This is a genomic window from Chryseobacterium sp. YIM B08800 (assembly GCF_026163565.1).
Classification (GTDB): domain Bacteria; phylum Bacteroidota; class Bacteroidia; order Flavobacteriales; family Weeksellaceae; genus Chryseobacterium.
The window spans coordinates 21966-34264 of record NZ_JAPDKN010000042.1; the positions used below are offsets into that span (position 1 = coordinate 21966).

General features: G+C 32.4%; 16 protein-coding genes and 1 pseudogene. 2 read left to right on the forward strand and 15 right to left on the reverse strand.

Features of this window, described 5'->3' with window-relative positions:
- The first annotated feature begins 227 nt into the window (after positions 1-227).
- Positions 228-905 (forward strand): DUF4197 family protein, encoded by a 678-nt coding sequence (locus OEW74_RS15525; RefSeq protein ID WP_265429337.1) that lies wholly within the window; start codon positions 228-230, stop codon positions 903-905.
- A gap of 40 nt (positions 906-945) precedes the next feature.
- The gene (locus OEW74_RS15530) at positions 946-1251 is read left to right on the forward strand and encodes a DUF493 family protein (protein ID WP_265429338.1); all 306 of its coding nucleotides are present in this window, start codon (positions 946-948) and stop codon (positions 1249-1251) included.
- 72 nt (positions 1252-1323) lie between these two features.
- On the opposite strand, the gene OEW74_RS15535 is transcribed toward OEW74_RS15530, so the two are convergent.
- From OEW74_RS15535 to eco, 15 genes and pseudogenes are all read right to left on the reverse strand, one after another.
- Positions 1324-1671: an ArsC/Spx/MgsR family protein gene (locus OEW74_RS15535; protein WP_265429339.1), complete on the reverse strand. Its 348-nt coding sequence runs from the start codon at positions 1669-1671 to the stop codon at positions 1324-1326.
- 26 nt (positions 1672-1697) lie between these two features.
- On the reverse strand, positions 1698-2312 hold the full coding sequence (locus OEW74_RS15540; protein WP_265429340.1) for a deoxynucleoside kinase: 615 nt from the start codon (positions 2310-2312) through the stop codon (positions 1698-1700).
- A 32-nt stretch (positions 2313-2344) separates the two neighbouring features.
- Positions 2345-3250 (reverse strand): hypothetical protein, encoded by a 906-nt coding sequence (locus OEW74_RS15545; protein ID WP_265429341.1) that lies wholly within the window; start codon positions 3248-3250, stop codon positions 2345-2347.
- 91 nt (positions 3251-3341) lie between these two features.
- Positions 3342-4382 (reverse strand): glutaminyl-peptide cyclotransferase, encoded by a 1041-nt coding sequence (locus OEW74_RS15550; protein WP_265429342.1) that lies wholly within the window; start codon positions 4380-4382, stop codon positions 3342-3344.
- Between the two features lie 35 nt (positions 4383-4417).
- Complete coding sequence (locus OEW74_RS15555; protein WP_322645582.1) at positions 4418-4798, reverse strand: VOC family protein; 381 nt, start codon at positions 4796-4798, stop codon at positions 4418-4420.
- Positions 4799-5022: 224 nt separating this feature from the next.
- Positions 5023-6633: a Na+/H+ antiporter gene (locus OEW74_RS15560; RefSeq protein ID WP_265429344.1), complete on the reverse strand. Its 1611-nt coding sequence runs from the start codon at positions 6631-6633 to the stop codon at positions 5023-5025.
- 297 nt (positions 6634-6930) lie between these two features.
- Positions 6931-7605: a DUF2490 domain-containing protein gene (locus OEW74_RS15565; protein ID WP_265429345.1), complete on the reverse strand. Its 675-nt coding sequence runs from the start codon at positions 7603-7605 to the stop codon at positions 6931-6933.
- Positions 7606-7697: 92 nt separating this feature from the next.
- Positions 7698-8089 (reverse strand): annotated as a pseudogene (locus OEW74_RS15570) (DUF1398 domain-containing protein).
- 489 nt (positions 8090-8578) lie between these two features.
- A complete protein-coding gene (locus tag OEW74_RS15575; protein ID WP_265429347.1) occupies positions 8579-9028 on the reverse strand; it encodes a VOC family protein in 450 nt (149 codons plus the stop codon).
- A gap of 136 nt (positions 9029-9164) precedes the next feature.
- Positions 9165-9536, reverse strand: coding sequence for a VOC family protein (locus OEW74_RS15580; RefSeq protein ID WP_079465716.1), 372 nt, complete (start codon positions 9534-9536; stop codon positions 9165-9167).
- A 13-nt stretch (positions 9537-9549) separates the two neighbouring features.
- Positions 9550-9948: a hypothetical protein gene (locus OEW74_RS15585; protein WP_265429348.1), complete on the reverse strand. Its 399-nt coding sequence runs from the start codon at positions 9946-9948 to the stop codon at positions 9550-9552.
- Between the two features lie 2 nt (positions 9949-9950).
- Positions 9951-10421, reverse strand: coding sequence for a hypothetical protein (locus OEW74_RS15590; RefSeq protein WP_265429349.1), 471 nt, complete (start codon positions 10419-10421; stop codon positions 9951-9953).
- 6 nt (positions 10422-10427) lie between these two features.
- Positions 10428-10949, reverse strand: a complete 522-nt coding sequence (locus tag OEW74_RS15595) for a hypothetical protein (protein ID WP_265429350.1) — start codon at positions 10947-10949, stop codon at positions 10428-10430.
- 11 nt (positions 10950-10960) lie between these two features.
- Positions 10961-11416 carry a DUF1569 domain-containing protein gene (locus OEW74_RS15600; RefSeq protein ID WP_265429351.1) on the reverse strand — a complete coding sequence of 152 codons (456 nt, stop codon included), beginning with the start codon at positions 11414-11416 and terminating at the stop codon, positions 10961-10963.
- Positions 11417-11795: 379 nt separating this feature from the next.
- Positions 11796-12287, reverse strand: a complete 492-nt coding sequence (gene eco, locus OEW74_RS15605) for a serine protease inhibitor ecotin (RefSeq protein ID WP_265429352.1) — start codon at positions 12285-12287, stop codon at positions 11796-11798.
- Positions 12288-12299: the final 12 nt, after the last annotated feature.

The window sequence follows — 12299 nt, forward strand, 5'->3', positions numbered from 1 at the left end:
TTTAATATAAATGAATATTTCACATTGAAGCAAAGCTTTTTTTCAGGCGAAAAACACCCAAAAACTGCTTTTAATGTCTCAAATCTAAGCAATCAGGATTTTTGCATTAAATAACCACTTAATTCCCTATATAAAGACTATTATTATCTCAAACAAATAAATTTTTGTTAAACACACAATTGTCTTTACCTTTGGTGCGTTATTTGAAAATGATAAAAAAATTGACAATGAAAAAATATATTATAGCCGCTGCATTAATCTTCGGAACGGGTGCAGTGATTACCACAAGTTTAAACTCTTGCTCTACCCTTGCTACTTCAGATTTGGGATTAGCGGTCATTAAAAGAGTTTTATTAGGCGGAATCAACAAAGGAGCGAATATTTACGGCAACAAAGAAGCTTTCCTTCAAAACAATTTAGTCGATAAAGCATTACCAAAAGAGTTGAGAGACATCAATACTACTTTAGAAAAAATAGCTCCTTCAATCGTTGCAAAAGAGAGAGAATATATTGCCGAAGCTGCAGTTTACACGGTAGGTATTTCAAAACCAATTTTAGAAACAGCAGTAAATAGCTTGAATGCACAAGATGTGACCAGAATTATTCAGGGGGAAAAAGGAACTGCCACTTTAATCTTGAAAGAAAAAACTCAGGCGCAACTTGTTGCAGCAATTGCACCAAGAGTTGAGCAAGAACTTAACAAATATGGCATCGTAAAAACCATTAATACCGCATTATCGGGAAGCAATCTTTTGGGAAGTCTTTTAGGTGGAAATAAAACAAACGTCAACGCAGGTGGATTGAGCATGTTGGCTTCAGAGCAAATTGTAAACGGTCTTTTTAATATTATTGAAGATCACGAGAAGCAAAACTCGGCGTCGTTGCTTGCGCCATTTGGAAAATAGCTCAATTTTCATTAAATTTATATATAATTAAAGGAAGAAGATGGAAATATTACAAGGAAATGAAAACAAAAATCCTGAAGAATTTTATAAATCATTAAAGGAAAAACTAGAAAACAATCATGATTTTCCGGAAGATTATCTGTTTAAATTTATTGTCCCGACAGATGATGCAAAGCTTACAGAAATTTATAAAGTTTTCGACGGTATAAAGTTTACACTGGGAAACCGCGAAAGCAAGAACGGAAAATATACGGCATGTAACATCAATGCTTTTGTTTTGGATGCAGATCAGGTAGTTCGTATTTATAAAGAAGTTGCAACAATAGAAAATGTTATTTTATTGTAAGCTGAATAAAATTCAAAATAGAAAAAGGTTAGTTTATAAGCTAACCTTTTTTATTTTATGTAGATTTAAAATCTATTTTTCTATGAAGAATTTCACATTTTCGAGAGGTCTTCCCAACATGGCAACCGAACCTTTTATAATGATAGGTCTTTGTATTAGCGAAGGATTTTCAGACAAAATCTGAATCCATTCTTCCTCCGAATGGTCTTTTCCGGCAAATTTTTCAAGATATAATTTCTCTTCTTTTCTGATGATATGAAAAACACTTTGATTCAGTTTTTTTAAAACTGTTTTCAGTTCTAAAACACTTAAAGGATCTTCCACGATATTGATGATTTCAAACTGAACACCATTTTCATCTAAATACTCTAAAACAGCATTAGATTTTGAACAGTTTCCGTTGTGTAAGACCTTAATCATCATAATAAAATTTAAGCTAAATTATTTTAAAACAAACCGTTCAGTTCGGCATCTATTTTTTCTAAAATAAATCCGAAATCTTCCGGTTTTTCTACAAAATCAAGATCATCAACTTCGATAACCAATAATTTGCCTTCTGTGTAACCCGAAATCCATTTTTCGTACTTCTGATTCAGCTTAGAAAGATATTCTATACTGATTGAAGCTTCATATTCTCTTCCTCTTTTATAGATTTTTTTTACCAGATTAGGCACATCAGATTTAAGATAAATAAGCAAATCGGGTGCCGAAACAAAAGTTTTCATCAAATCAAAAAGCGACGCATAGTTTTTGAAATCTCTATCCGACAAAAGCTTCATATCATTCAGGTTTTCTGCAAAAATATGCGCATCTTCATAGATCGTACGATCTTGAATAATATTTTTCCCACTTTCTCTGATTTCTTTTACCTGTCGGAATCTGCTGCCCAGAAAATAAATCTGCAAAGCAAAACTCCACTTACTCATGTCTGCGTAAAAATCTTCCAGATAAGGATTGTGATCTACGTCTTCAAACTGGGCATCCCAACCGTAATGTTTGGCAAGCATCGTCGTTAAAGTAGTTTTTCCTGCACCAATGTTTCCTGTAACTGCAATATGCATATTTCTGTCTCTTTATTTTGAAATGTTAAAATCTAAAAGCCCAAATCCTGAATTTCATCCATTATTTTAAGAATATCTGTTTTTTCAGACTTTTCTTTTTCCAGTTTTTCGATGGATTTTTCAAGTTCTTTTTTCTGGTTTTCCGCCTCTTTAAGCTTTTTAATATCAGCGATATCTTCAAGGGTGTAAAGATAGAGTTTGTTGCCTTTTATTTCAAAATATGACAGCGAATTTTTATCCACAATCTGTGCGTCGGGATCGTCAAAAATCTTACTTAAACCTTTCTCAGGATTGTATTTGAATATGGTATTTTTAGCAATAATTAAAACCACTTCGTTTTCTCTGCGGAAACGTTTTGCATTCTCTACCGGAGCTTCAAAGAGTTTTTCGAACTTTAAATTGTATACCCTAAACTGATTTTTAGATAAAATATAAACCTTCGTTTCAAAAACCAAAAGATCAATCACCTCATCGAAACTGGCATCAAAAGGAAAGGAATTGATGGTTGTTTCGTTTCTGAAATTATACTGAAGAAGACGTTTTGTGCTTTCATCAAGCAACCAAATTTGTTGCAGATCTTCTGCATAGGCGTGTTTTATAAAACTGAATTTTTGTTTAAAATCAAGCTTTTGGATTTCATTAAGATTTTGATCTACAAATTTCATTTCCTGCGCATTTTCTGAAAAAAGTGCCACCGTTAAAGGATTTTGTATTTCCTGAACTTTAAATGGAACAGTAAACATCAGTTTGCCTAACTGTTTTCCCAGAGAATCGTATTTGGTAAAACTGAAATCTTTGTTTCGGTACAGATAGAGATTTCCGTAATCGTCTGAAAACATATCTTTCGTTTCCTTAAGCTTTAAGGTATCAAAAGGAAGTACTTTCTGCGCAGAAACCGAACAGAAAATCAAAACTAGAAAGAGAGATATTAATTTCAAAAAAACTTTTTTACAAAGATAGCGCTCCAAAAGGAACGCTACCAATTTACATACTTTATTTTATTCAATCTGAAATTGCTTTCAATTTTAACTATTTGATGGCAACTTCATAAATTTTTGACCATTTTTTTCCTGTCACAAGCATGTTGTCACCTTTAAAAGCGATTCCATTTAATACATTTTCGCTGTCTGCTTTAGTAAAAGGATCAGCAATTTTTGTAAAATCAAATTTCCCTACCACTTCACCGTTTGCAGGGTTTATTTTTAAAATAATAGGCTTGTGCCAAACGTTTGCATAGATAAATCCTTTGTAATATTCGAGTTCATTCAATTGGTCATACACTGAAGTATTCCCGGCAACTGAAATATATCTAATCATTTTCGACGGATCATTTTTATCTAAAAAGTAAAGATTCTTTGATCCGTCTGAAGCGATAAGATTTTTTCCGTCATACGTTAAACCCCAACCTTTTACCATCATATCGGGATAAGCAAATTCAGAAACCAGGCTTAAAGAGCTTTTGTCGTAAACAAACCCTTTTTTGTTTTCCCAAGTCAGCTGATATATTTTGTCTCCAGCAATTGTACTTCCTTCAGAAAAAACATCATCCGGTTGTTTTGTTTCTTTAATCGGAGTATTTTCTCCAAGTTTATAAGTGATTAATCTTGACGAACCGTATTGTCCTTCACTTTCATAAATTGTATTTCCATCAAGCTGGAAACCTTGTGTAAAGTTGTTTGGATCGTGCGGATATTCTGCTACAACTTCGTAGTTTAAATTTTGTTCAGGACTTTTACTGTAAACATTAATCGTTGCATCCTGATATAAAGTCTCGCCACCTTTCGTTTTAATATTAAAAGTTACCGCATTATCACCTAATGTAAAATATTTAGGATCTACGGTAAGGCTTGTAGATTCTTTTTCACCAAAACTGATGGTAATACTTTCTGCACTTTCTAAAACATCTTTAGGAAGATCTAGTTTGTCGCCAAAATGATAACCTGTAGTTTCCATTGATGCATTATAATCAGCCAGAGAAGTCAATATTTTTTCGTCGTTTTTACAAGACACTACCATAAAAGATGCTGCCAAAAGTAGTCCTGCACAACCTACAATTATTCTGTTTTTCATTTTTATTTCTAAAATTTCATCAAAAATAGCAAATTTTATTCCTCTCTGCTAATTTCTGACACAGGTTGAGCAAATTGCAGAATATATCCGTTGTTATCGTAGATGGCAAACTCTCTCATTCCCCATTCGAAAGTTTCAATTTCGTAGCAGATATTGGCTTTTGTTTTTAAATCTTCCCATACCTCATCTACATTTTCCACATTAAAATAAAACGAGCCTGAAAAACCGATTCCATTTAATTTCTCATGTTGATTGGGCTTTGAGATCATGATCTGAATACCATCTTTTTGCAAAGAAGCCCATTGCCAATCGTCATTTCTTTCATTTAAAGAAAATCCTAGAATATGAAGATAAAAACCGATGGTTTCATCTAAATTTTCAGTCCATAAAATTGGGTGGAGAGATTTGAATTTCATATTCATAAAGTATTTTAAGTTTTAATAATCTAAACTCTATACATATAATTCTCGCTGATTGTGCCGATTTTGCAGATTAAAAAACTAAAAACAATAGCGTAAATAAATATTTAATTTAAACCTTAAGACTAATTATTAATATATTTTTTGCCACGAATGCACAAATATACTTAGCAAATATGAAAAAACTCGTGCATTCGTGGCTTATAAATTAAACTCTAAATTTAATGAGCAAAACCTGTAATCTTAGCTTCATCAAAATCGAGCTGCATTTCGATGGTTCTCATCACATGGTCATCGAATATTTTTTCACGTTTCATACGGTGAAGCTCGTTTCTCTGTGCCTGAATGACTTGTCTTAAAACATCTTTATTTTCATTCATTGCGGTTGCATAATCTACAGCAGACCCCATACATTGCGTTTTATCGGCAATTAATTTCATTTCGTTTTCCAATTTATAGATCTGATGCTTTACGAGACTATTGCTTTCAGACAATTCCGAGAAATCTGAAGTCAGTTTTTCCAGTGCGGTTTCTTTTAATTTTTTCATTAAAATAGCTTCCTGCTTTTCTTCCGGAAGCTCACTTCCTGCATCTTCAATTTTTAGGAATTTTAAAATTGGTGCAAGTAATAATCCTTGTCCGACCAAAGTAATCAGAATAATCACAAAAGTTACAAACAGAATAATATTTCTATGCGGAAAGGCTTCTCCCGGACTGATATAAACCGGAATTGAAAGAGCAGCTGCCAAAGAAACAACTCCTCTCATCGCCGCAAAACTGATGATAAAAGGTTCTTTCCAATCGGGTTTGGGATTTTCCTGCCGAACTTTTTTAGACAACAATCTTGGAACATAAACAATTGCATAGCTGTAAGCCAAACGAGTGAAAATGATAGCGCCTCCAATCACTATACTGTAAAAAATACCTTCTGAAATTGTATAATCTTTCATTGCACCAACTACAATCGGTAATTCAAGCCCAATTAAAATGAAAATAATAGTATTCATTAAGAAAATAACGACGCTCCAAACATTCCCGGTTTGAATTCTTGAAGTATGGCTTAAATAACAATGCGAATTATAAGACATCAATAATCCTCCTGCAACAACCGCCAAAACTCCAGAAAAATGAAAATGTTCTGCAGCAACGTACATTACGTAAGGAACAATCAGAGTGATTACGGTATCAATATTAGAATTGGAAGGAATTAATCTTAAAAATTTTCCAAAAACCAAACCTGCTCCTATTCCTACTGCAACACCACCAATCGCCATTGTAAAGAAATCGGTTACTGCTTCACGGAAAATAAATTGTCCTGAAATTACCGCAGCCAAAGCAAATTTAAATACAATTAAACTCGATGCGTCATTAATTAAACTTTCGCCTTCTAAAATGGTGGTAATTTTTTTAGGAATCTTCATATTTTTTAAAACAGAAGTCGCTGCAACCGCATCTGGAGGAGAATTAACCCCGCCCAAAAGGAATCCCATTGCAACGGTCAATCCTGGAATGATTGATGAAGAAAGATAAGCAACGACAATCGATGTTAAGAAAACCAATCCGAATGCCATCGAAAAAATTTGTTTTCGCCATTTATGAAAATCCTGCCACGAAGTAAACCAGGCTGCTTCAAATAAAATGGGCGGAAGAAATATGAGAAATACCAAATCGGGCTCAATTTCTATTTGCGGCATTCCCGGAATGAAGCTTACGAGTAAACCTGCAATCACAAGAAAAATCGGATAAGCTACTTTGAGCTTCTGCCCTACCATCACCAAAATCATCACCGATAAAAGTACAGCGATGGAAATAATTACATAATCGTGAATCATGGTCTGTGATTATTTAGTTGTTATAAGAAAAATTTAGTTTTTAAGTATTTTAGTTTTCTAGTTTTCTAGTTTTGAAAACTCTTTACAGATTCTGCTTTTAAAGACCGAATCAAAGTCTTTTTTACCTTAGTTTTTTGAGACATAAATTTTAACCGCAAAAACTACAAAAGAAATGATTGAAGAAAGAGGATCTCAAAGGTTGCAAAAGGTAATATTTTACTACATTTACAATTTTGAAAACTTTTGAACAACGTAAGATTCATAAAATCTTTTGTTTCTTTTGTGGTTTAAAAATAATTAATTTTTAGTAAAAGGTATGTTATTATAAAAACCGATTTGTATCTGTCCGCGGTTTTTATTTTCCTGAAGCTGATTCATATATCCTGCTTCAATTCTCATATTTTTATTAATAATAAATCCTAAAGCGCCATAAACCCGGTTTCTGTCGAAAACAGGACTATCTAAATTAAGAAAAATCTCATTATACGCTGAAACATAAAGAGTTTTCGGCAACATTTCTTTGTTGTTGATCGGGATATTCAATCCTAATAAATAACGGAACCTCATCCTGAAATCATCCTGTAAAAAACGTTCTTCCAAACGATAACGGTGCTGCAAATTAAATCTTCCGAACTTCTGTTTTGTAATAAACTGCTGGAAAATACGATGTTCAATATTTTCTGATTTTTCACCTTTTACATAAGGCCGGCTTAAAATAAAACCATAACCCAGCAAAACATTATTGTTATTTTCTGTCAAATCATAACCAATTCCGGTACGGATTAATAATTGTTCCAAATCACCAATTCCATCAAAATTACGGTATTGAATTTCATTATGGAAATTCAGCTTTTTGCTGATTTTATTATTCCCAAAATACATATACCAAGCTCCCAAATCACTTTCCTGAGCAAATGACAGAACGCTTCCAAAGCACAAAACTGCAACAGCCACCTTCCTTAAAAACCTCATAACTTTAATATTTATTTATATTAACTATCATAATTAACAAAATTAATATTAAAAATCTATAATACCAAGAAAATTATATTTCGAAATTTATTTTAAGAAGGAACTATTTCTTCTAAAATATTATTGTGGTTTTTATCAATATACGTGCAGGTCATTTTGTTGAGATCCATTTTCCAACCTTCTATTCCATTTCGGCACAGTCTTTACAAAATGTTGGATAATCTGTTCCGCCTTGTTGATGGAGTTTTAATCTAATTTTAAAATTTTCAAGATTTGCATTTTCTGCTATTTCTAAAGCATCATATTTTTTTCCTGTTTCGGCAAAATTATTTTCAGCATCAAAATATTTTGTATTTCCATCAGCAACAAACGTTGTATAATGAGATACTCCCAGTTTTTTTATTTGTTGAATATAATTCGGAAAATCGGCACCACTTTTTACTTTTTGGTGTTCGTTTTTAATCTCGTCAATTGTAAATTTCATCTTGTTTATAGTTTTATAAGTTATTTTTCTGGTTACATTTTAACGCAAAGAACGCAAAAATTTTATTTGAACTGTTTGAAAATATTTTTCGTTCGCAAAGGCGTTTAACTCAGCAAAGAAAAACCTAATTTCTTAATAATTAAATTTTGATTGATTTTTAATAAACAAAATCCATTGTAAATTTTGAAGATATTTTCAAATATTTAGTATTTAAACTATTGTATTTCTTTATTAAATGAAATGCCTTTGTTTATCTTAAAAAAGAAATCTATCTGAATAAACTTTGTCTTTCTTAGCGATTAAAAAACGCAAGGATAGACAAGGAATTTAAAAAAAATTACTTGAATAAAGATAAACAAAGCCGTTTCATTTATATCCGAAAGACAAAATCTAAAATACACACCGGATTAAACAAATTAATCATACAATAATAACCGACAGATAATTGCCGGTTATTATTTTATTTTAATCAAATTTAGAATATAAATTTTAAGGATGTTGCTGCATTTTCGCAGGATCATCATAATTTACCATCCAGTTGATGTCAAATTTATCGGTGAACATTCCGAAATATGCTCCCCAAAAAGTATCTGCAAGAGGCATTGTAACATTTCCACCCGCAGAAAGTCCGTTAAAAAGCTTCTCTGCTTCTTCTTTAGAATCTGCATTGATGGAAACTGAAAAATTATTTCCCACTTTTAAGCTTGAAGCCCATTCTCCGCCGGTATCGCTTCCCATCAAAATCGTTTCTTTTGAAATCGGAAGAGACACATGCATAATTTTGTCTTTATCTTCCTGAGACATTTCTTTTCCTTCTTGTGGAGGCATTTCGCCAAAAGTTCCGATGTAAGGATATTCTCCGCCGAAAATCGATTTATAAAAATCAAAAGCTTCTTTGCAGTTTCCGTTGAAGGTAAGATAAACATTTACTGTTGCCATAATATAGTTTTTTATTTGATTGAGATATGAGATGCGAGATACGAGATTCGGGTTTCGAGGTGCGTGATTCGAGATGTGTGATTCCAGACGCGGAGCTCGAATCACGAAACCCGAAATCCGAACCACGAATGACAAATTAACGATGTTGGTCGATGAGAATCATATTTCCATCGGGATCTTTCAGGAAAATATGTTCCGGACCGGAGGTGGTTTCGTCTGCGGTTTTATCTAGTTCTACTCCGCTTTCTTTCAGTTTTTTCTGAATTTCTCTTACATCATCAAACTCTTCAAGATTTTGAGCATTTTCATCCCAACCCGGATTGAAAGTCAGCATATTTCCATCGAACATCGCCTGAAAAAGACCGATCAAAGTACTTCCGTTTTTCATGATGAGATAATTATTTTCCATGCCTCCTCCCATTGCAGAGAAACCTAATTTTTCGTAAAACTCTTTAGATTTAGCAAGATCTTTCACGCTCAAGCTTAGCGAAAATACGCCTAATTTCATATGTAAATTTTTATTATTTTTTATTTAAAGCTAATCTGTATCCTGCTAAAACCAGTGACCAAACTAAAATTCCGAGAACCCAAAACCAAATAGGTGTTGGTAAAACGGTCATATTGTAAATGGTGAAAACAAGAAAAATGATTCCGCAAATTAATGCTGCAGTAGGTTTTCCATCTTTTGAAATTTTTGTAGCTATGAATCCCGAAACCAAAGCTCCTAAAGCATAGCCAATAATCACCATAAACTTCCCTAAAAAAGGAAGAGTTTCAATATAATTTTTAAAACCTTCCATATCACCGGGTTTCATCCCTTCAGGATAAGGATATATGAGATGATTTACAGTTTCAACCGCCCAAACACAGATGGAACCAACAATAATTCCGGCAACAACTGCCAATATTTTTTTTAACATAGTTATTGATTTTTTAAACGTGTTTTGAAATCTAAAGTTTTGTCATAGCTTTTCCAATCACCAATCAGTTCGATATATTGGCTTTCAATTTTTTCGGTCGTCTTATTCCATTTAAAAGTATAAATAAATTTGCCTGTAAAGATCCCGGAATGCTTTCCTTTCATTTCTTCAGCCAACTCATAATCACCATATACAACACCTTTATTTTTCGTGTCTTTATACTTGGTAATTTTAAACTTTCCCTCAAATTTTGAATGGTTATTTTCTACTACAGAATATCCTGAAACAAAATATTCCTGATCTTTTTTCTTGTCCTGCTCAGAAATTTCTATTTTAAGTTTAATGGTTTCTTTATCGTTGCCAATAGTTCCTACATAAGGCTTTGAATTATTGAGCCAAACACCGGAAATATTGGGCATCTGTGCAAAAGCAAAATTGAATAGAAAAACAAAAAATAGTAACGATAATTTCATAATTAATTATTTAAAAACAACTTTGGACAGATCTGTATGTGTAAAATTTCCAAACCAAAATTCGGATTCTTTTCCAGTCTCGAAATTTTCCCAAACTCCTTTAAAAGTCGTAATAGAATAATTTCCGCGCTGACTTTGGTCTTTCATTGTCTCAATTCTGAATTTTCCTTTAAAAATTCCGTCATTATGATCAGGCTGAGTTCCGCTTAAATAAAAATCACCGAAAACGATCATTTGTTCCGGATGATCTTTCATGTTATAGACAGAATTAAATGTCAGTTTTCCTTTGCAGGTCAATGTTTTACCGTTGGTTGTAAAGATTCCTTTCACCGCGTAATTTTCTGGGTTTTTCGGATCTTTCGTTACGGTTTCAAATCTGACATCTACTTTTTCACCGTCAATATTACCATCAAAACCCAGCTTTTCATTAAATATAATTTTGGTGAAATCCTGTTCTTTTAAAGGAAAATTATTCGACTGCGCATAAAAATTTAAACACGAAAAAAATAAGAATAAGAATATTTTCATCCCGTCAATTTCTATACACCAAACTGACTCAAGTGATGATTAAGATGTTTCGCAAACATATTATTCCATTCCTGAGATTTTAATTTCCCAAAAGAAAATGATTCTTTACCGTCAAAAGCTGAAGCTCCCAATTGCTGAGTTTTTTGAATAAAGCCAATCAGTCTCTTTTTTTCTTCTTCAAAATCTTTTCTTTCTTTAATGATAAACTGAGGCGCCGTAGGAGAATCGTGTGGATATGCTTTTTCGCTTGTCACCTTTGGTTTTACAAAAGTTTTCAAAATAAACTTAGCAATTGCGCCCGGTTTTTTGTGCTTTTCCGGTTCGTAAACCATTTCATAAGAAACACAGCAGTGCGCTAACATTTGGTCTACCGTCATTCTTCCCCACAAACCGTGAGTTTCTTCTACAAGATTATTTATTCTATTGATATAATTCTGAGCATCTTTTGCGTCAAATACGTTTTCCATTTTTGTCTAAATCTTTAGAAACAAATATATCAGTTTTTTTGTTTCATTGAAATATTTTTTTTGATTTTGAAAGGTGAATTATCTATAAAATATTTAATCGGAAACTTCTCTTGTTTTTAATTCAGTTCCTCAAATGAAATTAGAATATTCTACAGAGTCAAATTCTTTTATTCTTGATATTTTAATGCAAAAAATGTCTTTCATTGCGAATTGTAAACGCAAGGAAAGACAAAGAATAATTTATTAGTATCTTAAATTTAATCTAAACAAAGGCGTTTTACTTATTTTTGAAAGACAAAGAGATGAATGAGTATAAAATTGTAAAAATAAAAAGCTCCATACAAATTTGCATGGAGCTTGACTAATTATTCTTATTAATTTATTTCTGAATCGCTTTTTTCATTGCTGCATCCGGACGTAAAATTCTGTAACGAACCTCTAAGTCTTTAGGCACATAAAAAACCAAAGGTAACTTGCTGTTGTATCTTACGATTTCAGGTTGTAAATAAACAAATTTCTTGGTCTTTTTCTGATCCGGACAAGCCATTAAAGTTCCGCCTGTTTCTCCGTTAGATTCTACTTCATAATAATTGTAGCCCCAACCTTGTAAATCCTGAGAAGTAACTTTTCCCATTAAAAAATGTTTGTTACAGTCCAATAATTTTTCAACGCCTACAAAAAATTCAACTTTCAAATCATTTTCGTTTTTTGCAACAGGTAATTGAATATAAACCTGCTTAAAACCTTCTTTAGCTTTTGGAAACATTTCTATCTCAAGTTTTTCAAATTTCTCTGTTTTTCTCTTCTGAGCAGAAACATTACCCACTACAAACATCATCAATACTACGGATACTGCTTTTAAAAATTTCATAATTATTTGATT